Consider the following 22,943-nt stretch of genomic DNA (forward strand, 5'->3'; position numbering starts at 1 on the left):
ATCTGAGTGCTATGTAACAGCATGAAAACACTCAGTGAGATTCTGTTGAAGATGATAGCTATATGTTTGCTTTCATTTCGATCTGTGTAAGCTCATAATGCTCAGCAACACTATTGATTAAAATAATAATGATGGACAGCATATTTGAGGCTTTATTCCACTTACTTTTTAAGTTTTTCCGCTTTGTATTTATTAATGTAATCTTTGAAATTATTTTTGAAGGATTAATCCGTTGCATCGGTTATGGAGTAGTCCGCGGTTATCGTCTTGGGCAACGGGTGGATTTTGACAGTACTGAAGTATTTGTGGCTGGTTTTTTCAGTTTGATGCTACTGATAATATTGTGTCTTTATTTTTTATTGCACTAATTTAATCTAAAAAGCAGCCTAAGTACCCACCTAGACTGCTTTTTCTCATCTAATCCTACAATTTATAGCTCAATAAAGCCCATATATGGATCAGAAATGGAGTCTTCATTGGTTTCAATACGTCCAGCAAAACGACGGCTATAACTCGGATCATTTTCAATGGTGACGGTGAAATCATACCAACCACCAAACTCGCTCATGTCCCAGCCAAGTTCTTTTTCAGTTGCCGCTGTTTCAATCTGCCAGAGCTTGTTCGGTAAATAAGCGTTGGCCTTGATTACCAGTTTTGCAACCTGTGCTGCGTCATTACGTACTTTTAAGAACAGCTTTGGATCACACTCTTCCATACAGACCCGAATCTCTGGCAATGCCTGAATTTGTGTTGCTTGAGCTAGATTGCCCGTAAAACTACGGTGGAAACCATTCGGCCCCAATACCCATAAATCATAACGATTATCATGAGTCTGCCAGATGTCATCCAGTTGCTTGCCTGCCTCAACCATATAACGGCGCGGCACCGCATCCAGATTTAATTTATCGTAGACATGGAACACGGCTGCATGCGAACCTGTATTCGAGAACATCAGTTTGACGGTTTTCGCTGCAGCGTCCACTTTAGCACTAGTGTGCAGAATATAAGGTAAGGCACGAGATGGACGGATACCCATGTCCTGCACAGGATAGGTCTGACTTTCTGGACGGCTCACCTGCCCCAAACGCTCCTGTGCTTTACGGATGGCATCTGCTTCAGCTTTGCTCTTCTTCCCCGCCAAATCTGGCATTGGGAGTAAATTCGGGGTCTTAAAGTTAAAGGCTGACATTAAATCGCCACATACCGCACGTCGATATGGGCTGATATTTGGTTCCTGTACGCCAAAACATTGTTCTAGGAAGCGAATCACGGAAGAATGGTCAAACACTTGTGAATTGACCCAGCCACCACGACTCCACGGTGAAATGATATACATCGGTACACGAATCCCTGGCCCATAGACCCCCACCCCATTACTCACTTTCGGATCGGTAAAATTCGGTTGTCCATTGGATGCTTTGGCATGCGTCGCATACTCATAAGACATCTGTTCCTTGCTTAATGTCGATTTACCATAGACTTCACCTGAAATATCCATCGAAGGCGCACTTGGTGAAGGCACATGGTCAAAGAAACCATCATTTTCATCAAAGTTAATCAGGAAAACTGTCTGGCTCCACAATTCTGGGCGCTCAGTCAGCGCATTCAACACTTCCTGAATATACCATGCACCTTGCACAGGGCTTGAAGGCCCAGGATGTTCGCTATAGGTTGCAGGCGCCACCAGCCAGCTCACCTGTGGTAGTTGTCCTTTGGCAATATCTTCTTTAAATGAACCGAGAAAACCACCATCTGGCATGGTATTGGCAATGCCTTTATATAAGGGTTGTCTGGCATCAATGGCTGGATCATAAGCTGGACAAATCGTACTGTTATTGACTGGCTTGCCTGATAATTCGTTGGCACGGCGGTACTTTTTAAATCCTGCCAATGGGTTATCGGTAAAGTTGTCTGGCATGTTTTGATAAACTTTCCAGCTCACGCCCGCTTCCTGTAAGCGCTCAGGATAAGTGGTCCAGTCATAACCTGTGAGAGATGTTCCAATCGAGTCCAGATCATTAACCACACTGGCAACATTCGCCCCTGTTGGGCCATTCGTTCCCGTCCAGATAAACATACGGTTAGAATTGGTGCCAGTATGCATCGCACAGTGGTAGGCATCGCACAACGTAAAAGCATTGGCTAAGGCAAACTGGAATTCAACTTCCTGTTGTTTGTAATAACCCATAGATTGTGGTTGCTTGTATTGCACCCAATTGCCCATGCGACCATGATCCCACGCGTATTGCCCGTCAGTCCATGAATGTGGCGTGCCACTGACACGCTGTGCATTGCCGCGGCTGCTGTCTAGATGATAGGGGTAGACTTTATTCTTATTGGCGTCGTATTGTTCCCAGACTTTACGGCCTTGGCTCAGTGGAATAGTGAAACGGTCACCAAAACCACGTACACCTTTCAGGGTGCCAAAGTAATTATCAAAAGAACGGTTTTCCTGAGTCAAAATCACCACGTGCTTAACGTCTTTGATGGTGCCTGTTTCTACCTTGGCATCAATCGCAAGTGCTTTTTGAATACTCATTGGAAAACTGGTCAATGCAGCCGTACCAAACAACGCTTTGGTTGAATTTAATACAAAGTCACGACGATTCATCTTATTAACTTCCTTATTTTTATTCATTAGGGCGCACAGTGAATTTTGCAGCTTGTGGTTGGCGGCTGTGGATTTGGCGTGGAATTATTGTTATCGCCTTTATCACTATCATTACAGGCACTGAGTAAAAAGCAGCTACTACTCAGTAACGCTAAAAAGAAATTTCGCATTTTACTATCCGTTAAAATATCAGTGCAGATAGTCAATACAATATAAATGACATTTAGATGATGATTTGATCGCAGTTTGATGACAGAAAAATAAGATAAAAAAAAGGCGGTCTAAACACACCAGACCGCCCGCACTATCAACTGGAACTTACCAACCGAGTGCCTGCTGTTGCTTTTGAATCAATTCCGCGATTCCTTTTTCTGCAAGCTCCAACATGGCATTGCACTGTTGACGGGTGAACGGTTTGTCTTCTGCCGTTCCCTGAATTTCAATAAATTCACCCGCTTGTGTCATCACCACATTCAAATCCGTTTGGCAATTTGAATCTTCTTCGTAGCATAGATCGAGGAGTACTTCGTCTTTATACATACCCACCGAAATTGCTGCCACTAAACTCTTTAATGGATCCTGTTTAATCTTTTTGTTGCTGAGCAATACATTCATTGCGTCAACCAAAGCCACCGCTGCACCCGTAATCGCCGCAGTACGGGTACCGCCATCTGCCTGAATCACATCACAGTCGATGGTAATGGTGTTCTCGCCCAACTTCTTCAAATCCACCATTGCACGTAAGCTACGGCCAATCAGGCGCTGGATCTCTTGAGTACGACCCGTTTGCTTACCACGAGCCGCTTCACGATCGCTACGCGTATGCGTTGAGCGTGGCAACATGCCATATTCAGCTGTTACCCAGCCTTGACCCTGACCTTTCAGGAAGCGCGGTACCGAGTTATCAATACTCGCGGTACACAACACTTTAGTATGACCAAACTCAACCAAAACTGAGCCTTCTGCGTAACGGGTATAGTTACGGGTAATTTTTACCTCACGTAATTGGTCTAATGCTCTTTGGTCAATACGCATAACGATTCCTTAAAACTATGGCTCAAATATCATTGCGCCATAGTATAGCTCAATTACACGTGCTTTCAGTTTTACTTATTCGTTACAATTCACCCAATTAAGCAAATCTAAACTTCGCTTTCAGATTGCTCCAGGCTTGTGCCAGTTGCGCGGATAAATCATTCGGCAATGAACATTTAGCCAAACGTACCCACACCGTCCAGAACTGCTTCATGAAGTTGGCTTCGTTATAGTTCACTCCATATTCGGCACATAATGCTCTAATTTGTGGTGCAACCTGTTCATAACGATTGGCAGGCATATCAGGGAATAAATGATGCTCGATCTGGTGGCTCAAGTTACCACTCATAAAATGCATCCATTTCCCACCTGTGAAGTTGCTTGAACCACGAATCTGACGAAGGTACCACTGTGCCTTGGTTTCATTCTCGGTATTGTCCGCTTCAAAGGTTTCAGCATCTTCAGTAAAGTGACCATTAAAAATCACTGCTGACGACCATAAGTTACGCATGATGTTTGCGACTGCATTACCCGCCAATACTGGAATAAAGTTTACTGTGGCAATCGCTGGGAAGAACACATAATCTTTTAACACTTGGCGTTTGGCTTTTTTACGGAACTCAGCCGCATCTGCCCAAACCTGTTTCCATGTTTTGGTTTTATAAACCAACGCATCTTCCAGATGCAGGTTTTGTACACCCACATACCACTGAAAAAAGAACATGAGCTGAAGTGCCAATGGGATATTTGCCAAATGACGTACTTCCCATTTCTGGTCTTCTGTGACACGTAAAATGCCATAACCCACATCGTGATCTTTACCGACAATATTGGTATAAGTATGGTGCATATAGTTATGGGTATAGCGCCAGTCATTGCCCGAACAGGTATTGTCCCAATCGTAATCTTCACCACGTAAACTTGGATCATTCAACCAGTCAAACTGACCATGCATCACGTTATGGCCCAATTCCATATTCTCGACGATTTTAGACACACCCAGCATCGCGGTTCCCAACAACCATACGGGTGGAATCCAGCCACCGAACATCAACATGCCACGGGATGCGATTTCGGTATAACGCACGAAATTACGCACTTTATAAATATATTTTGAATCCTGCTCACCAAGGTTTTGCATCACTTCCAGTCGAATTTGCTCGACACGGCGACCAAACTCCTCGACTTGTTCAGGGGTTAAATGGGCTGACTTTGATACGGTTTTAAATTCTAATGCCATATTCATTGTGTTGATCCTCAAATATCTTTGTTTTTATAGGTCAATCGTGACTGGGCTTAACGCCTGGCTCACACATAACTTGATTGGACGGTTCGGTTGATCATCAATTTCGCCAGTAAGGACGTTCTGGGTCACACCGCTGACTTTGGTACAGCTACAGCGGTTACACACGCCCATACGACAACCATGTTGTGGACGTAAACCTGCTTGCTCTGCACTACTCAGGAGATTGGTCGTTGCAATAAAATTTTGTTGCGCACGACGAAACGTAATCGGTTGAGCTTCACTGGAATGCTCGACTTGTACGGGTTGGAAAAATTCTTGATGAAAGTTCTCCACCGCCCCATGCTGCGTATAAATCTGTTGTGCCTGTTTCATCATGCTGTGGTGACCACAGGCATAGGCTTGGATATCTTTAAAATTAGGGACGAGTTTCTCTAACAATGCTGCATCTAAATGCTGTTTTTGCTGCGCCGTATTAAAGAAATGATAATTCAGTTGTGGATATTGCTCAGCCAAGGCCAAGATGTCCTGATGCAATACTTCAGCACGGTTAAAATACACCACATGCACTTGTTCAAGCTGCTGTTGTAATGCTTGTTTTAATAAAGAATAAATTGCAGTAATACCAGAACCTGAAGCAATCAGTAATGCAGGTTGCTGACCTTGATGTAAGATGAAATCCCCTTGCGGCTGAGAAATCTCGAAGCTGTCTCCAACACGCAATTGTTGTGCTGCTTTAGACACTAAACCTTGAACTTTAATGCCTAGACGGATGTCACCTTGTGGCGTGACCTCAATAATGGAATAGCTACGTTGTTGATATACCCCATTAATCATGAGGGTAATTAAAACGCTTTGGCCTGCTTTAACTTGGCGAATCTCAAAATTATGATTTGGCTTTAAGCTGAGTGAAACCATATCTTCGCTCAGCGGCTGCACAGCAGTGACTTGCGCAAGAATGCGTTTCCAGGCGAAGGTTGGCTTGATCTTTTGCAAGATAAAATCAACGAAATCTTCTCGAATCCAATGTGGCTGATAACTTAACTCTGCGTTCATACGTTCCTCGTTTTGTATCTGGCTATTTATTTTGAGTGAACAAATGTTCATGTAGTGAACATGTGTACACTATATTTATTTGTGTTCACTGAGTCAACACTTGTTCACTAATTTTTTGAATATTTTTTATACTCGTTATAAGCCACTCAAAATACGAGGAAAATAAAACGCCTCTCTTAGATTCTGCTTATCTTTTGCACATCTGTTGCGCCTATAAAGATCAAAAACATCTGTATTTAGCAATGTACGAAGACTAAAAAGTTTCTGTTTTTTTTGCTAGACTCTTTGGTATGGTTTTAATGGATCTTATTCATGTCGATTAGAGATGAACGAAAACAACAGAGTCGACAGGCTTTACTGGATGCAGCCCTCCACCTGAGTACCGCAGGACGCTCATTTAGTAGCATTAGCTTGCGTGAAGTTGCACGTGAAGTTGGTTTGGTACCAACGGCGTTTTATCGTCATTTTCAAGATATGGATGCGCTTGGACAAGAGCTGGTTGATCAGGTCTCTTTGCATTTAAAAAGCCTGATTCATCAATTGGGGCAAAGCTACCTGTTACACAGTGGTTCGGCCAAAACCCGCACCAGCATTGAGTTATTCGTACAGGCGGTTAATCACAGCCCGCAGCAATGGCAATTTATGATTGCAGAACGCTGGGGTGGATCTGAAACCGTACGTATTGCGATTGCACGGGAAATTGAGTTTCTGATCGAAGACCTAGCCATTGATCTGTGCAAGCTTGAAACCTTCAAACACATCAAGGAAGCCAAGCATTTACAGGTCCTTTCTACGATTTTGATTAATATGTCATTTACGTGGGCCATGACTTGGATCAATTTGCCAAAACAGTTCACGATTGATCATTTACTCGAACAACAAAACCTGTTTATTGATAATGCAGCGACCCAAGTGCGCTTATTATTCAGTGGGATTTCCAACTGGGAACCAGAAAACGCTTGACCATATCCAAACCAAAGTTTGATATATAAAAGCATTGCTTCGCGTTATGATGCATTGGACACTAATGCAAATGCAGTGTGGAACACTATGAGGAGCTTATAAGCATCATGAATCCAGATCGTCATACTCAGTTCTTAATTCGTAAAGAAAAAATCTTGCAGGTTGCAGAAAAGCTGTTATTAGAAAACAACCAAGAAATGACCTTAGATGAACTGGTTGCTGAACTGGATATTGCCAAAGGCACTTTATATAAACATTTCCGTAGCAAAAATGAATTATTGCTGGAACTGATTATCCAGAATGAAAAAGAAATCTTAAAAATTTCAGATAAATACAACACAGATGTCAAAGAGTATGCGCCACGTTACATGCTCTATCATCTAACCTCACCAAGCCGTACCATTCTGCTGCATCAGTTAGAAGAACATTTGACCATGACTGAATCCAAGTTAAAGCATCTATTTGATGAGCTTTACTCGATCCGTCAACAACGTATCGTGTCGTTAAAAGACATGACTGAAAAATATTTAAAATCACAGAATTATGATATGTCGATTCGTGATTATCTTTCTTATATCTGGTCCCTGACCTACGGCGCAGCATTATTGTTGAATTCAAGCTATTACCAGCGCTCGATTGGTTCACGTGAAAAGTTAATTAACCTGTATGTCAATCAGGCCTTATCTCTTCCGACGCAGAAAGTTCAGATTGATTTAAAAGACTTCCAGCTAGATCAAGACTAAATAAAAAAGGACTGTCACGGCAGTCCTTTTTATTTGAAATTGCATCAATTATTTCGCTTTACGCTCTTTTTCTAACAAGTAATTCACCACTTGAGTGACTTTACCATCTTCACCCTGAACCACATATTTACCATTCACAACCACAGCAGGAACACCCGTCAACTGGTATTGCTGCGCCAGTTTATTTGACTCTGCAATTTTTGCAGTGATTGGGAAAGAGTTAAACATGCTGTTAAATTTTTGCTCAGGTACGCCGTAACGCGCAAAGAATTTTGCTTGAGAAGCCTGATCAAAGATTTGCTGACCACCTTCATGAATCGCATGGAAAAGTGGAATATGGGTCTTTTTACGCACACCTAATGCTTCAGAAACGTAATAACCACGGGCACCTTGTTCCCATACTTTATTCATTGCTGCTGGTGTACGAAGGAAATAAACGTCTTTTGGAATCTGCTTCAACCATGCTTGCATATGTGGTTCAAGCTTAAAGCAGTGCGGGCAACCGTACCAGAAGAACTCACGCACTTCGAGCTGGCCTGCTGGCGCAACCGTTTTACCTGGATTTGCAATAACGGTATAGTCTTTACCAGCCACAAAATCTGCTGCCATCGCATTCATTGAAAATGCCAATGCAGCTACACTCAAACCACTTAATACTAACTTTTTCATTGACTTTGCTTTTCCTCTAAGCATTTTTCGTAAGTTTATATGCTTAATATAAAACAAACACGAGCAATTCGTTTTGCTTCTGTGAAGTTTTTTATTGGATTTATCGCTTTTTTTGCCAGAATCGCTACACTACCAACAGATTAAACCTAAATAATCATCCTTATATAGAGGTGACACTATGTCGCAATTGAATGTTGACCCGCAAGAAATCGCAAAATTTGAAGCATTGGCTGCCAAATGGTGGGATCAACATTCTGAATTCCGCCCGTTGCATCAAATCAACCCTTTACGCTTAAACTGGGTAGATGAACGTGTTGGCGGTCTGGCTGGCAAGAAAGTACTCGATGTTGGCTGTGGTGGCGGAATTCTGGCAGAAAGCATGGCGCGTCGTGGTGCGGATGTACTCGGCATTGATATGGGCGAAGCGCCACTTGCTGTTGCACGTTTGCATGCACAGCAGGACAATGTTGAAAATATTGAATACCGTCAGATACCAGTTGAGCAACTGGCACAAGAACAGGCAGGTCAATATGATGTCGTGACCTGTATGGAAATGATGGAACATGTACCTGACCCTGCTTCAATCGTCAAAGCCTGTCAGGCTTTGGTTAAGCCAGACGGTCATGTGTTCTTCTCGACGATTAACCGTAATCCAAAATCTTATTTATTTGCCATTATCGGTGCTGAATACGTACTTCGCTTATTGCCAAAAGGAACGCATGACTATCATAAATTCATTCGTCCTTCAGAAATGGCACACGATATCCGCAATGCAGGACTTAGCCTGAAAGAAATGACAGGTTTACATTACAACCCGATCACCAAACATTACTGGTTAGCGCCAAATGTTGATGTGAATTATATGGTTCATACGACAAATACAGGTGCATGATGAAAGCTGTTTTATTTGATCTTGATGGTACGCTGATCGATACCGCTGCAGACTTTATCCGTATCATTCAACAAATGTGCCGTGATGAACAACGTCCTGTCATAGATGCTGCAGCCATTCGCACTCAGGTGTCTGAAGGTGCACGTGCCATGGTGAAATTGGTTTATCCAGAATTAGAGATCACCGATGAGGTTTTCCTCGCACATCGTCAGCGCTTTTTAGATACCTATGGTGCCAATATTGTTGTCGATACCGAACTGTTTGAAGGCATGTACCCTTTACTGGAAGAACTCGAAGCACATCAAATTCCGTGGGGTATTGTGACCAATAAACCTCGCGGTTTAAGTGAGTTGTTGCTCGCAGCATTAAACCTGACAGAGCGTTGTGCAGTCTTGGTTTGTCCGGAAGACGTCAGCAAAACTAAACCCGATCCAGAACCGATGTATCTCGCTGCACAAAAGCTCAAACTTGATGCCAAAGACATCATTTATGTGGGCGATCATCCACGTGATATCGATGCAGGTCGCAATGCAGATATGTATACCATTCTGGCAGCCTATGGCTATTTACCCGTAGAATCACGTGATGATCTGGCGGCATGGCAGGCAGATGCCATTATTCACACCATCCCCGAATTACACCAACTGCTCAAACAGAAAATCACTGTTTTGTCAGAAAATCAGGGTATGATGGGTTAAATATTGATGATAAAAACAGGAGGCATAACAATGAAATATTCAGAATATCAACCTCGTCCAGATTTGCTGAAAGACCGTATTATCCTGATCACCGGTGCTGGTGACGGTATTGGACGTGCTGCTGCTATGAGTTATGCCCTTCATGGTGCAACCGTTGTGCTACACGGTCGTACCTTGAATAAACTTGAAGTGATTTATGACGAAATTGAAGGTTTGGGTGCACCTCAACCTGCAATTCTACCTTTGCAGCTTTCAACCGCGTCAACGCATGATTACGAGCTTCTGGTCAATACGCTTGAACAGCAATTTGGTCGTCTTGATGGCATCTTGCATAACGCAGGCATGCTGGGCGATCGTGTTGAACTGGCAGAATATCCAGTCGATGTCTGGGATGATGTCATGGCCGTCAATTTACGTGCGCCTTTTGCTCTTACTCAAGCTTTATTGCCGTTGTTAGAGAAATCTGAACACGCCTCTGTGGTATTCACCAGCTCAAGTGTCGGCCGAGAAGCACGTGCATTGTGGGGCGCTTATTCAGTGTCTAAAGTTGCAACTGAAGCTATGAGCAAAATCTTTGCCGCAGAAAATACTTATCCAAATATTCGTTTTAACTGCATCAATCCAGGTGGCACACGTACAGCGATGCGTGCCAAGGCCTATCCGGAGGAAGATCCAAAAGTACTTCCAACACCAGATAGCATTATGCCAGCCTACCTGTACCTGATGGGTGACGATAGTCTGGAGATGAATGGCCAAAGTATTGATGCTCAAGCTTAATTCACACATTAAAATAATTCTAAATAACATTGGACACTGACGTTAAAACTGCTTTTTTCAGAGAAATGGGCGAAGAATCTTCATCTTTTTAATGGAACAATGAATTGATCTTCACAGTTTCTCTGCATTTTTAACGTACAGTAGTTCACATGAGAGACATCCGAAGTCAATAAGGTGCATCATGAAAAAATTTTTCATTATCTTGGTTTTAGGTTCGACGACCCTGTTCAGTAGCATGGGGAGTTTTGCAGGTCCGCATGATCGTGACGAAGACTCGCGTGGTGGCGGCTGGCAAAATGGTCGTGGCTTTGATCGTCCAGATGGTGAAAATCGTCAACGTGAACGCCGTATGCGCGAAGAACGTGGTGTGGAGCGCCTAAAACAACATCGTTGGCAGGCAGGTTATGTCATGCCACAGCATTATCGTGGTAATGGTTATAAAGTCGATTACAAAGACAATAACCTTCCTCGACCGAGCCGTAACGAACAATGGTACAAGATCAACAACGACTATATTTTAGTCAACTCAGAGGATAACAGTATTATCCGTATCATGGGCTTCTAAGCACTTTTTAAAAGGCGAATGATATTAAAGTTGGGTTGTTGTTTTCATAATAGATTTATCTTTTCATTTTTTTCGTTAAAATCAGATCAATTGGTACATCTCTGAGATTCACATGGCGCCCCAAATGACTGAAACTTTACATAGTACAACACAAGATTATGTACATTGGTTTCGCCATTCCGCACCTTATATTAATGCCCATCGTGATAAAACCTTTATCCTGATGTTTGCGGGCGAAGCGGTTCAGCACGAAAATTTCCAACATATTATTCATGATATTGCCCTGTTGCACTCGCTGGGCATCCGCTTGATTCTCGTTTACGGCGCACGACCGCAAATCAACCAGAATTTGCTTGAACGTCATATTGAGACCCCATTTCACCAAAACCATCGTATTACCACACGCGAATCTTTACGTGGCGTCATGAATGCTGTGGGTTCGATCCGTTTAGAAATTGAAGCCCTGCTATCTATGGGATTGGCGAATTCACCTATGTATGGCGCTCGCATTGATGTCGTGTCTGGTAATTTTGTGACTGCCAAACCTTATGGTATTCGTGATGGGATCGACTTCCAGCTCACTGGTGAAGTCCGTTCTGTAGATACCGATGCCATTCAACGCCATCTCGATAATCACAACATCGTCCTGCTCGGCCCCACCGGCTATTCAACCACTGGGGAAGTCTTTAATTTACTGGCAGAAGAAGTTGCGACCAAAACGGCTATTGCGTTAAAAGCGGATAAGCTGATTTTCCTAGGCGAAAAGCAAGGACTGATGAATAAGCAGCAACAGCTATTACGTGAATTAAATCCGCATCAACTAGAACCATATATTCAACAGAACCAACAACAATATCCAGAATTTGCCTTACACCTCAAACAGGCTCAACAAGCATCCTTGTCAGGCGTACATCGCGTACACCTGATTTCTTATGCCTATGACGGCGCACTAATTGAAGAACTGTTCACCCGCGATGGTGTCGGTACCTTGATTACCGATGCCCACTATGAAGAAGTCCGTATTGCCAATATCAATGACGTTGGTGGCTTGATCAATCTGTTACGCCCACTCGAACAGGAAGGCATTCTGGTTTATCGCTCACGCGAACGTCTTGAAAGTGAAATTGAACATTTTGCGGTGATTGAGCGTGACGGTATGATTCTGGCTTGTGCAGCACTGTACCCAATTCCTGCGGAAACTAATGAAATCCGTTCTGCTGAAATTGCCTGTGTGGCTGTCGATGCCAGTTATCGTAAATCAAATCGTGGTAGCCAGATTTTGCAATTCCTTGAAAGCAAAGCCAAGCAACAAGGGATTCAACAGCTCTTCGTACTCACCACCCGAACCGCTCACTGGTTTCTGGAACAAGGCTTTAGCCCTGCCAGTGTGGATGATTTACCCAATGCCCGCCAAGAGTTATATAACTATCAGCGTAATTCACTGGTCTTTAAGAAAACCTTGCCTGCAAAATAAGGCCATTGGAGATATTTTTATTTTTGATAAGAATATCTCCTTATTATCACGATCTCTGCTTAAGACAATTTCGATAAAAATTTGAACAATCATTAAAATATCTAAAATTTAATTAAAAAACATAATCTTAGTTAGAAATAAATCACTTTCTCTTATTCAATCTACAGATAAGATTATTCGATCTTCTATTTTGCACTTTTCATCATAAGCAAAGCCCGATTAGTTATTTTTTATGCAATAAAAAAAGTTTTAGCTTAGTTGCTCATCTTATTTAAATCTTTTGATTTTTCGGGGAGCACACCTAACATGGCTGTTTCAATCAATCGCTCATGGGCAACATCTACTCTCATTGCGGCAAGTCTTGCCAGTCTAATGGGTGTGACAGGCTGTGCAAAAAAACCTGAGCAGCAAGCTACAACAAAACAAGAAACCACAACATTAAATATCGGCTTTCAAAAGTATGGCATCTTGCCGATCGTCAAAGCAAAAGGTGAATTAGAAAAAACCCTTGCTGCTCAAGGTGTACAAGTTAAATGGGTCGAATTTCCCGCTGGCCCCCAATTATTAGAAGGCTTGAATGTTGGCAGCGTCGTATTGGGTGAGGCTGGTGAAGCCCCACCTATCTTTGCGCAAGCCGCCAATCCGAATCTGATCTATGTTGCCAACCAGCCACCTGCACCAAGCGCAGAAGCCTTGATTGTACAAAAAGACTCTCCGATTCAATCCGTTCAGGATTTAAAAGGTAAACGCATTGCCCTAAATAAAGGCTCCAACGTGCACTACCTGTTACTCAAGTTGCTAGAAGAAAATAATCTCACCTTGAATGATATCCAGCCTGTTTATCTGCCGCCTTCGGATGCACGTGCGGCATTTGAAAAAGGTGCTGTCGATGCATGGGTGATCTGGGATCCATTCTTGGCTGCGGCTGAACATCAGATTCATGCACGTGTCATTGCCAATGGTGAGCATCTTGTAAGTAACCATCAATTCTATCTATCTGATCGCCAGTTCGCTGAAAGTCATCCGCAGGTATTAAATACCGTAGTAACGACACTCAATCAAACAACGGACTGGGTGAAGGCCCATCCTGACGATGCTGCAAAACTGTTAGAAAAACCGACCGCACTTGAATTCGACATTTTAAAAACGTCAATTTCACGTATGGGTTTTGGGGTGCAACCTATTTCTGAAAAGGTCGCCAAAGAACAGCAATATGTAGCTGATGCGTTTTTTGCCCAGAAACTGATTCCAAAGCAGCTTGTGATCCAAGATGCCTTATTGAAGAACGAAGTTAAATAATTGAGGATCACCATGAAGTTGTTATCTAAAGTTTCTGTTCTGGGTGTGCTGATCTCTACATTTTCGCTGAGTGGTTGCCAGAAACCCGAACAGCATACGGAGAAAGCAACTTCAACAACTGAAAATACAGCCGTAAAAACACTCTCGATCGGTTTCCAGAAATCTTCTCTCAGTTTGTTGGTTGCCAAACAACAAAAGCTATTTGAGCAAGAATTTCCGAATGCCAAAATTGAATGGCGTGAATTCCCTGCGGGCCCACAGATGCTTGAAGCACTTGCAGTCGGGGCAGTTGATTTTGGTTATGTCGGCAATACGCCACCGATCTTTGCTCAGGCTGCGGCTAAACCATTGAGCTATGTAGCTTATGAAGTGGTTGCACCGACGGGACAGGCTGTTTTGGTACATGCCAACGATAAAATCAGCACTTTACAAGATTTAAAGGGCAAACGTATCGCGGTACAAAAAGGCTCAAGTGCACACGAATTGCTGGCTAAAACCCTTCAGAAAGCGGGTCTATCTTGGCAAGATATTCAGCCTATCTGGTTACCGCCTGCCGATGCACGCGCAGCATTTGACAAACAGGCTGTTGATGCATGGGCCATTTGGGAGCCCTACTTGGGTACAGCCGAACTTCAAGGTCATACCAAAACCTTGGTAGATGGCTCTGCTTTTCCAACCACGTATTCTTTTTATATTGGTAATCCTGACTATATTAAAAAGCATCCTGATTCTGCGCCAAAGCTCATCAAAAGCATCAACCTTGCTGATCAATGGATCGTGCAACATCAAGATCAGGCGCTACAGATTTACGCACAAAGTACCGGCTTGAGCCTTCCCGTAGCGCAACGTGTTTTAGACAAACGTCCAAAACCATCACCTGTACACATCCTCACACCAGAGGTCATACAGAGTCAGCAACAAATCGCCGATTTATTTAAACAAGAGCAGCTTATCCCTGTGCAGATTGATATCCAGCATAGTGTCTGGTCTGCCCAATAAACATTGATTTCATTTTCATAAGGAACATCGACATGAATATTTTCTGGTTTATTCCCACTCATGGTGACAGTCGTTATCTAGGCACCAGCAAGGGTGCTCGTCAGGTCGATCATGCTTATATGAAACAAATTGCCGTTGCCGTGGATAATCTTGGTTATGCAGGGGTTCTGATTCCGACAGGTCGCTCCTGTGAAGATCCGTGGATTACTGCTGCCAGTCTGATTGATGCCACCAAACAGCTTAAATTTCTGGTCGCACTTCGTCCCGGCATTACCACTCCAGCACTTGCTGCACGCATGGCTGCTACCTTTGACCGTCTTTCTAATGGCCGTATTTTGCTCAACCTCGTAACGGGTGGTGATGAACAGGAATTAAAGGGTGATGGTCTATATGAAGATCACAGTACCCGATACCAGACAGCCTCTGAATACGTGAAAATTTGGCGTGAAATCCTGACTCGCTCACATACTGGTGAATCATTTACATTTCACGGCGAACGCCTCAGTGTCGATGACGCCAAACTGCTCTACCCACCTGTACAGCAACCTTATCCCCCACTGTGGTTTGGTGGTTCATCAGAAGCAGCAACCGAATTGGCGGCAGAACAGGTCGATACTTATTTGACTTGGGGCGAGCCCCCTGCTGCGGTAAAAGAAAAAGTTGAACATTTACGTGCCAAAGCAGCGGCCAAAGGTCGTACGCTTAATTATGGCATCCGCTTACATGTGATTGTCCGTGAAACCAACGAGCAGGCTTGGGCTGCAGCAGATGAACTGATTCAATATCTGGATGATGCCACCATTGCCGCGGCGCAGAAAAAATTTGCTCAAATGGATTCAGTCGGTCAGCAACGTATGGCTGCACTTCACGGCGGACGTAAAGACCAACTTGAAGTCTCACCTAACCTCTGGGCAGGCATTGGCCTTGTGCGCGGCGGTGCAGGAACCGCCTTGGTCGGCGATCCTGAAACTGTTGCGGCACGTATTCAGGAATATGCCGATTTAGGCATTGATACCTTTATCTTCTCAGGCTATCCGCATCTGGAAGAATCCATTCGTTTTGCTGAACTGGTGTTCCCATTATTACCACTTAAAACCCGAGAGAAACTGGCACAGCCACATTTAACAGGCCCATTTGGTGAAATCATTGCCAATAACTATGTGCCTGAAGTCAAGGAACCTAAGACCTTGGCTAAGGAGACCGCATGAGTAGCAAAGTTTCCGTCAATAATGTTTCACGTGGAACACAAAAAATAGGCAGAAGTTTATTGCCTTGGCTATTTCCAATTTTACTGATTCTGATTTGGCAAGCTGCCTCAAGCGCAGGTTTACTACAAAATCGGGTGTTACCAGCCCCAACTGCTGTGGTGAGTGCTTTTTGGCACTTACTCCTCAGTGGTGAACTTTGGCTGCATGTTAAAGTCAGTGCTGGTCGTGCCCTACTTGGTTTACTCATTGGTGGGGGCTTGGGGCTGATTTTAGGCCTATTGAATGGCTCATCACGGATTGCTTCAACCCTGCTCGATACCACCTTGCAGATGATCCGTAATATCCCTGCATTGGCGCTGATTCCATTGGTCATTTTATGGTTCGGTATTGATGAAACTGCCAAACTGTTTCTGGTTGCTGTGGGGGTGTTTTTCCCAATCTATATCAATACCTATCACGGCATTCGTTCTGTCGATCCGCAACTGATTGAAATGGGGAAAAGCTACGGGCTAAGCCGTTGGCAGCTCTATAAAGAAATTATTTTACCGGGTGCAATGCCTTCCATTTTAGTCGGCCTACGTTTCTCTTTAGGGCTGGTCTGGGTACTTTTGATTGTGGCTGAAACGATCTCTGCACAATCAGGAATTGGTTATATGACCATGAATGCACGCGAATTTTTACAGACCGATATTGTTCTGGTCGGTATTTTACTCTACGCACTGCTGGGCAAATTAGCAGATGTATTGGCTCAAGGTTTAGAACGTTATTTATTACGCTGGCATGCTGGCTACCAGAAATAAAAGGGAGATAAAGATGAGTAATTTAAATCTAAATTTCTATGACAATAATCTGGTTCAACCTGTCACTGAACCAGAAACAGCTCAGGCACCTGCCAATGGCGCAGATATTCTGATTGAGCAACTGTATAAGTTTTATGGTGAGGTCAAGGTTCTCGAAGATCTTGATCTGCATATTCAGGCAGGTGAATTTGTTGCCGTTGTCGGACGCAGTGGCTGTGGTAAAAGCACCCTGCTCCGTCTCATTGCCCAACTTGAAAAAGCCAGTTATGGTGAAATCAAATTCCAGTCTGCACGCCATTTTCGTGAGGGCATCACCAATGCAGACATTCGGGTAATGTTTCAGGATCCTCGCCTATTGCCGTGGAAAAGTGTTCTGCAAAATGTTCAACTGGGTTTACCAAAAGACCAGCACCAACTCGCAGCGACCTTACTGGAGAAAGTCGGTTTAAAAGAAAAGGCAACGCAATGGCCTGCACAGCTTTCAGGCGGGCAACGTCAACGTGCAGCTCTGGCACGCGCCCTCTCGCATTCACCACGTATTTTGCTCTTGGATGAGCCTTTAGGTGCCTTAGATGCCCTGACCCGTTTGGAAATGCAAAACCTGATTGAACGTCTTTGGAAAGAACAAGGCTTTACCGCAATTCTGGTCACGCATGATGTCAGTGAAGCAGTCCAGTTGGCTGATCGAATTATTCTTTTAGATCAAGGTCATATCGCGCATAGTTTTCAGGTAAATTTACCCCGTCCACGTAAAAAGAGTATTGCTTTTGCACAACTCGAACAGCAAGTCCTTGATGCGGTTTTAGCGACCTAAAACCGCATTATTTTTTTCTAAAAAAGGCGTCAAATCATCAAAAATACCAATTCAAATTGACGACCAGCATATGAATTATTTACAAAATATGTATGGCCGTTTTTAGATTTCAATAATTATCAAATACATCCCTAGCATTGGCCTGAAAAGTATATTTTTTTCGATAAAAAAATTGTGTTACTGTGCACAAATCCGACAATTTATCTTACAATGTCAATGACATTTTTTGAATCAAGCTCGCAGATGGAACAGAAAAAAAGTACACAAAAGCGCAATCAACTGCTGAATGCTGCCCTAGATGTTTTTTCCGTCTATGGGTTTAGTGGCGCAAGTCTGGATGAGATTGCACAGCTCGCAAATATGCATAAATCCAATATTTTCTACTACTATGAAAATAAAGAGTCATTGTATGTCGAAGTGCTCACCACCGTTCTGCAAAAATGGCTGGCGCCTTTACAGACATTGGAGTCAGAACTTGAACCCACAGAAGCACTCACGCATTATTTAATTCAAAAAATCGAAAGCTCACGTGACCAGCCTAAGGCCTCACGTTTATTTGCACTTGAGATCATTCAAGGTGCACCACATATTTTGCCGATCTTAAAAGGCCCTTTGAAAAAGCTGTTTAAACGTAAAGCTAAAGTCATTCAAACCTGGCAAGAACAAGGCAAATTATCAGCAGAGATTGATCCAGAACTTTTAATTCTGAATATCTGGGCCATTACACAGAATTACGCGGACTTCTCAACCCAGATTGAAATGGTCACAGGGAAAACCTTACGTAATCGTAGTATGTTTCAACGTACAATCGAACATACTGTACATATGATGTTATACGGCGTATTGCCACGTTAAGTTTTCTTACGTTGAAAGCCTTAATTTTAGTGATTGAAATACATGAAAAAGCGACTGAAAACGTCGCTTTTTCATTCAGTACATGAGAATGTTATTAAGTTTGTCAAAACAAAATTATGCAACATGAAAAGTCACGGAAAAACTGTTTCATGTGCAGAACACGGAAACATCATTCACTAAGATATTGATACTAAATATAAAATATCAATAATTCCGTATAATGGTGTATTATGTTAATTTTAGAAAACCTTGAATTTTCTACATAAATAACCTAATGAATATATTTTATAATTGAACAACTTTTGAATAGCTTTGTTTTGTAAATAGAATAAAATGCTTTCCATAGTAGATCTGGCAGTAATTCATATGATTCTAGCAATTAAATCTCATTTATCCTATTTTTTAGAAAAGGGCATTATTAGTAATGTGAATTCGAGAGAAATTAACAACTCTGAAGGTGTAGGGCTAGATCTTGCTATTGCAGAAATCTATGAAATACAGGATGAAGAAGCTATTTTAGGGAAAGAAATTAGAAAAACACCATCTTCTCAATTAGTAACTCCTAATATGGATGGTTATCTGCATTTAAAACCAGGGAAAAGCTACTTAGTAAAAACATCAGAAATATTTAATTTGACACCCTCAATAAGTTGTCAATTTTATCCTAGAAGTACTCTTTTTAGGAGTGGGATAATATTCCAGTCAAGTATCCTTTCAGTAGGTTACATTGGCCCAATGATTTTTAATTTAACAAATATTGGAAAACAAGATTTTTTAGTGGAAATTGGTGCTCGATTTGCTACAGCCGTGTTTACAGAAGTTAAAGGGGATTCTAATAGCTATCGGGGTCAATGGAATGAAGGAAGAGTGTCCCAACCAAATATTGAGAAGCAAATTTAAATGAGTATTGTTTATTTAAAAGCAAACGTTACAAATAAGGTGCTAGAATTTGAGAAGCAAAAAAGATCATTTGCTAGCAAAATTTTGATCCGATATGGGAATGATGAAACAAAAGATGTACATATTGAGGACTTTTCTTTAGACATTACACTTGGAGATTCTTGGAATGAAAACTACTCTTACAATGATAAGGGGTTATTTCTAATAGAAAATGATAAAATAGTTTTACCTCCAAAAGGCTCTGTTGTTGTATCTATTAGAGAGTCTATTCGTATGCCAAATAATAAATTTGGTATTGTTTTATCCACTGGTAGTCTTTTTTTGCAAGAAGGAGTGCAAATACCTAGTGCAAAAGTTGAACCTGGCTACTCTGGAATACTCAAATTAAGGTTAGTCAATTCATCTAATAAGAAGGTTTTTCTGAATAAAAATCAAAAAATTGCATCAATAATTTTTTTTGATACTTCTCATACTCCACATCTAATAGAAGCAACGAACTCTGAAAATACAAATATACCTAAACAAGGTAAATGGAATAAAATTAGAAGCTGGTTTAAGCAACAAGGAGTAGGACAAGCAATACAATTAACAATTGCGATAGCAACCTCTTTATCTATGCTAATTGGAGCAATAGCATTTGCATATGGCGTTTATAAAGATCATCATACCGCTCCTCAAAAAGACTCCCAACCAAACTAGTAGATAGGTACTAAATGCTTATAATCGACAGTAATCTTTCCGGTTTAGTCAAAGATTATGGAATATGTGATAGAAGTTTAATTGAAACATTTTGTCTAAAGATAAGGTTATCTAGCAACTATTTTAAATTTAAAGAAAATGGAGGAGTTCCACCTACCATAAAATATGGATTTTATGACTATAACTATCATGAATATTATGAAGAAGTAAGGGATGAAGGAAGTAGTATAACTCTCGAGCCAGGTCAACAAATATTGGCTTGTAGTTATGATGACTATAAATTTCCCAATAATGTTTTTGGTTTAGTACAAACTAAAGGCACTCTGGCAAGATTATTTGTCCAAATTACATGTAATGATGGACAAATTGAACCTGGATATCAGGGGAAAATAACCTTAGAAATTGTTAACTTATCACCATTCAAGGTTGAATTGCCTTTTTTTAGTAATATTGGACAAATCTACTTATTCAACTGTTCCATGACTACTGAAACCCCCTACAATGGTCGATATGCTAATGCAAAGGGACCAACATTACCCAATTTTTTAGATTGGATGTGAAGTCATTATTACATTATTTAAAAAGTCCTATTTATGGGGCTTTTTATTCTATTTAACATAATGGGCGCTATACGAATTAAATACAAAACACTTTTATTTCAATGGTTTAATAATAATATAAAGTTTGCCCGCACACACTACAACGTTAGACCTTTGCATTTAAAAATGTGCCTGATACAACGCCAATAATTTTTGTGCGCCTAGTAATAGATTTTCTTCCCAATCCAGATGAGCCGTATCGTTTGCACCATCAGTAATATATTTAACTGAGATCAATCGTACGCCCAGTTTTTGGCACACCTTTGCCAAAGCATAGGCTTCCATATCCACGAGGTTGCAACTTACTCTAGGAATCCCTGTTTCGAATGAGTCACCCGTACCACAGATCCCTTTTGGTAAAAGCTCAAAATGGGGTTGGGTACAGATTTCAGCAGGAATCTCGTCATCCATTGGTGTGACCCCGACTGCAAAACCTAAGGGTGAAACATCCATATCACGTTGCACAAAAGTCGTAACTTCAACCAGACTATGTGCATCAAAGTGAGAACTTCCAGCACTGCCTAAATTTATGAGAGTTTTACAGCCCGTTTTTTGAATCACCTCAAACGCTTTAAATGCTGCATTAATTTTGCCAATTCCACTGTAATGGACTTCTATTCCTGCTTGCTCAAACAAACCTTTGGATTCATTCGGCAACGCCATAATCAGGGCAATATCAGCATTCATAAAAAGACTCGTTCAAATAAAAAAGAGACATAAAAAAGGTGTGCTCAGGCACACCTTAGATATTATTGCATCTTCTGCTGTAAGGCGACCAAACAGGGAGAGAAAAATAATTGTCCGCTATATGCACCAGCCACAGTTTTCTTCATCACCAGCGCCCACAATCCAACCAGCAACACGCTTAACACAACCGCGACCTGATATAAAAAACCGATATGCAGCTGATGCGCCAGATTTAAGATCGCCAGAATAAATACGCCGAACGGGAAAGTGAGTCCCCACCAACCTAGGTTAAATGGAATGCCAGTGCGCATATGGCGTAATGTAGTCAAAATCGCAATACCGAACCACCACACACCAAAGCCTAATAACACCAAGCTCGCCACGATTCCCAAAGCAGGCAACAAGGTAGCCAAGCCTTCAAAGCCCATCGCTTGCATGATCCGTGGTGCCTGCTCGCCGAGTAATAATAACGCTAACGCCCCTGTCCCAATCGGGCCCAAGCATAGCCAGCTAGAAATCGCGACTTCTTTCTCGGGCAATTGGTGCAAAGCAAGACGTAACATCAGGATAGTTAAGATCGCAAATGCAGGTAACACAGAAATGCCCCATAACACATAGCCTGTGATCAAAATCGTCAAGGCATGTTGCTCGGCTGCTAAATGTTGCAACAACAGACCTGCTGAGCTGGCAGCAACTTCACATGCCACAATCGGCAGCAGCCATACGGCGGTCATGCGTTGTAATTGATGGTCCTGACAGCTAAACATGCAAAATGGCACCACCCAAGCGATTACAACGGCAAGAATTACATCGATGTACCAAAGGTAAGTCGCAATCTGTATGGCAATATCACCATATAAATGTGTTCCGAAACTGAGAAAACCATTGGCAATTGTTGCTAAACCCATGGGTATCGCACCCAAAAACAGACTCATATTGGGATGGCTAAAAATCTGTTTCGCTTCATGTGGAAACAAGATCCAGCGCAAGCCATACAAAACAGTAAAAGTTGTAAATAACAGAATATTGAATTGCCACAATTTAGTCGCAAGTGTGAACATAAGAGACGAAGCAAAAGGAAGCTGTGTTAAAATCATGGCAACAACACCTGTGCCCATGGTGGCAGTAAACCAGTTCGGGGTAAAATAACGAATCACATCTTTCGTCTGTTCCAGCTGATAAAACGGCTTTTTCATCTCGATCTCTATGTAAAGCAACTATAAAGCGATTTTAGTTGAGTTCTAAAATAAGAAAAATTGATTTATTTTTATTTAATGAATCAATTTAATTGATATAAAACTTCTAAATCCTGAAAATTTTCTGTGTAAAAACACAACAACAAGACGAAACGCTGAGA

Annotated in this window: 24 protein-coding genes; 17 read left to right on the forward strand and 7 right to left on the reverse strand. The window is 42.0% G+C overall.

Translation table 11 applies throughout. The features are described 5' to 3' along the window. Positions 1–131 precede the first annotated feature (131 nt). Positions 132–368 (forward strand): hypothetical protein, encoded by a 237-nt coding sequence (locus tag AWW72_RS19810; RefSeq protein ID WP_062846421.1) that lies wholly within the window; start codon positions 132–134, stop codon positions 366–368. A gap of 62 nt (positions 369–430) precedes the next feature. On the opposite strand, the gene AWW72_RS02975 is transcribed toward AWW72_RS19810, so the two are convergent. The 4 genes from AWW72_RS02975 to AWW72_RS02990 all read right to left on the reverse strand — a co-directional run bounded on the left by AWW72_RS02975 (position 431) and on the right by AWW72_RS02990 (position 5,945). Beyond that, a complete protein-coding gene (locus AWW72_RS02975; protein ID WP_062846396.1) occupies positions 431–2,611 on the reverse strand; it encodes a phosphocholine-specific phospholipase C in 2,181 nt (726 codons plus the stop codon). A gap of 318 nt (positions 2,612–2,929) precedes the next feature. Beyond that, positions 2,930–3,646 carry a ribonuclease PH gene (gene rph, locus AWW72_RS02980; RefSeq protein ID WP_004773398.1) on the reverse strand — a complete coding sequence of 239 codons (717 nt, stop codon included), beginning with the start codon at positions 3,644–3,646 and terminating at the stop codon, positions 2,930–2,932. A gap of 97 nt (positions 3,647–3,743) precedes the next feature. Further along, positions 3,744–4,886: a fatty acid desaturase family protein gene (locus AWW72_RS02985; RefSeq protein WP_171254670.1), complete on the reverse strand. Its 1,143-nt coding sequence runs from the start codon at positions 4,884–4,886 to the stop codon at positions 3,744–3,746. A gap of 33 nt (positions 4,887–4,919) precedes the next feature. After that, complete coding sequence (locus AWW72_RS02990; protein WP_062846398.1) at positions 4,920–5,945, reverse strand: flavin reductase family protein; 1,026 nt, start codon at positions 5,943–5,945, stop codon at positions 4,920–4,922. 312 nt (positions 5,946–6,257) lie between these two features. Between AWW72_RS02990 and AWW72_RS02995 the strand changes: the two genes are divergently transcribed. Both AWW72_RS02995 and AWW72_RS03000 read left to right on the forward strand, forming a co-directional pair. After that, a complete protein-coding gene (locus AWW72_RS02995) occupies positions 6,258–6,908 on the forward strand; it encodes a TetR family transcriptional regulator (protein WP_004773404.1) in 651 nt (216 codons plus the stop codon). 107 nt (positions 6,909–7,015) lie between these two features. Further along, positions 7,016–7,651 carry a TetR/AcrR family transcriptional regulator gene (locus tag AWW72_RS03000; protein WP_004773406.1) on the forward strand — a complete coding sequence of 212 codons (636 nt, stop codon included), beginning with the start codon at positions 7,016–7,018 and terminating at the stop codon, positions 7,649–7,651. A 48-nt stretch (positions 7,652–7,699) separates the two neighbouring features. Here AWW72_RS03000 and AWW72_RS03005 read toward each other — a convergent pair whose 3' ends face one another. Beyond that, positions 7,700–8,320: a thiol:disulfide interchange protein DsbA/DsbL gene (locus tag AWW72_RS03005; RefSeq protein ID WP_004773408.1), complete on the reverse strand. Its 621-nt coding sequence runs from the start codon at positions 8,318–8,320 to the stop codon at positions 7,700–7,702. 178 nt (positions 8,321–8,498) lie between these two features. On the opposite strand from AWW72_RS03005, the gene ubiG reads away from it, so the two are divergent. The 14 genes from ubiG to AWW72_RS03075 all read left to right on the forward strand — a co-directional run bounded on the left by ubiG (position 8,499) and on the right by AWW72_RS03075 (position 20,860). Then, entirely contained in the window at positions 8,499–9,212 is a 714-nt protein-coding gene (ubiG, locus tag AWW72_RS03010; protein WP_062846399.1) for a bifunctional 2-polyprenyl-6-hydroxyphenol methylase/3-demethylubiquinol 3-O-methyltransferase UbiG, read from the forward strand. Next, positions 9,209–9,910 carry an HAD family hydrolase gene (locus tag AWW72_RS03015; RefSeq protein ID WP_171254666.1) on the forward strand — a complete coding sequence of 234 codons (702 nt, stop codon included), beginning with the start codon at positions 9,209–9,211 and terminating at the stop codon, positions 9,908–9,910. The genes ubiG and AWW72_RS03015 overlap by 4 nt, the downstream gene beginning before the upstream one ends. 30 nt (positions 9,911–9,940) lie before the next feature. Beyond that, complete coding sequence (locus AWW72_RS03020; RefSeq protein ID WP_004773414.1) at positions 9,941–10,687, forward strand: YciK family oxidoreductase; 747 nt, start codon at positions 9,941–9,943, stop codon at positions 10,685–10,687. A 181-nt stretch (positions 10,688–10,868) separates the two neighbouring features. Further along, the gene (locus AWW72_RS03025) at positions 10,869–11,252 is read left to right on the forward strand and encodes an RcnB family protein (protein ID WP_004773416.1); all 384 of its coding nucleotides are present in this window, start codon (positions 10,869–10,871) and stop codon (positions 11,250–11,252) included. Positions 11,253–11,364: 112 nt separating this feature from the next. After that, positions 11,365–12,726: an amino-acid N-acetyltransferase gene (gene argA, locus AWW72_RS03030; protein ID WP_062846401.1), complete on the forward strand. Its 1,362-nt coding sequence runs from the start codon at positions 11,365–11,367 to the stop codon at positions 12,724–12,726. 306 nt (positions 12,727–13,032) lie between these two features. Next, complete coding sequence (locus AWW72_RS03035; protein WP_062846402.1) at positions 13,033–14,025, forward strand: sulfonate ABC transporter substrate-binding protein; 993 nt, start codon at positions 13,033–13,035, stop codon at positions 14,023–14,025. A gap of 12 nt (positions 14,026–14,037) precedes the next feature. Beyond that, positions 14,038–15,024: an aliphatic sulfonate ABC transporter substrate-binding protein gene (locus AWW72_RS03040; RefSeq protein ID WP_062846403.1), complete on the forward strand. Its 987-nt coding sequence runs from the start codon at positions 14,038–14,040 to the stop codon at positions 15,022–15,024. Between the two features lie 32 nt (positions 15,025–15,056). Beyond that, positions 15,057–16,232 (forward strand): FMNH2-dependent alkanesulfonate monooxygenase, encoded by a 1,176-nt coding sequence (ssuD, locus tag AWW72_RS03045; protein ID WP_004773423.1) that lies wholly within the window; start codon positions 15,057–15,059, stop codon positions 16,230–16,232. Continuing rightward, positions 16,229–17,032 (forward strand): aliphatic sulfonate ABC transporter permease SsuC, encoded by an 804-nt coding sequence (gene ssuC, locus AWW72_RS03050; protein ID WP_004773424.1) that lies wholly within the window; start codon positions 16,229–16,231, stop codon positions 17,030–17,032. The genes ssuD and ssuC overlap by 4 nt, the downstream gene beginning before the upstream one ends. Before the next feature lie 13 nt (positions 17,033–17,045). Beyond that, positions 17,046–17,846, forward strand: coding sequence for an ATP-binding cassette domain-containing protein (locus tag AWW72_RS03055; protein WP_062846404.1), 801 nt, complete (start codon positions 17,046–17,048; stop codon positions 17,844–17,846). A gap of 243 nt (positions 17,847–18,089) precedes the next feature. Then, positions 18,090–18,701 carry a TetR/AcrR family transcriptional regulator gene (locus tag AWW72_RS03060; protein ID WP_062846422.1) on the forward strand — a complete coding sequence of 204 codons (612 nt, stop codon included), beginning with the start codon at positions 18,090–18,092 and terminating at the stop codon, positions 18,699–18,701. Positions 18,702–19,067: 366 nt separating this feature from the next. After that, positions 19,068–19,601: a dCTP deaminase domain-containing protein gene (locus tag AWW72_RS19290; protein ID WP_171254667.1), complete on the forward strand. Its 534-nt coding sequence runs from the start codon at positions 19,068–19,070 to the stop codon at positions 19,599–19,601. Then, positions 19,602–20,300 carry a dCTP deaminase domain-containing protein gene (locus AWW72_RS03070; RefSeq protein ID WP_062846406.1) on the forward strand — a complete coding sequence of 233 codons (699 nt, stop codon included), beginning with the start codon at positions 19,602–19,604 and terminating at the stop codon, positions 20,298–20,300. Between the two features lie 14 nt (positions 20,301–20,314). Continuing rightward, a complete protein-coding gene (locus AWW72_RS03075; RefSeq protein ID WP_062846407.1) occupies positions 20,315–20,860 on the forward strand; it encodes a dCTP deaminase in 546 nt (181 codons plus the stop codon). A gap of 159 nt (positions 20,861–21,019) precedes the next feature. Here AWW72_RS03075 and AWW72_RS03080 read toward each other — a convergent pair whose 3' ends face one another. Then, positions 21,020–21,586, reverse strand: coding sequence for a 5'-methylthioadenosine/S-adenosylhomocysteine nucleosidase family protein (locus AWW72_RS03080; RefSeq protein WP_062846408.1), 567 nt, complete (start codon positions 21,584–21,586; stop codon positions 21,020–21,022). A gap of 62 nt (positions 21,587–21,648) precedes the next feature. Next, a complete protein-coding gene (locus tag AWW72_RS03085; protein ID WP_062846409.1) occupies positions 21,649–22,782 on the reverse strand; it encodes a TDT family transporter in 1,134 nt (377 codons plus the stop codon). Positions 22,783–22,943 lie beyond the last annotated feature (161 nt).

This window comes from Acinetobacter sp. NRRL B-65365 (assembly GCF_001605865.1).
Classification (GTDB): domain Bacteria; phylum Pseudomonadota; class Gammaproteobacteria; order Pseudomonadales; family Moraxellaceae; genus Acinetobacter; species Acinetobacter vivianii.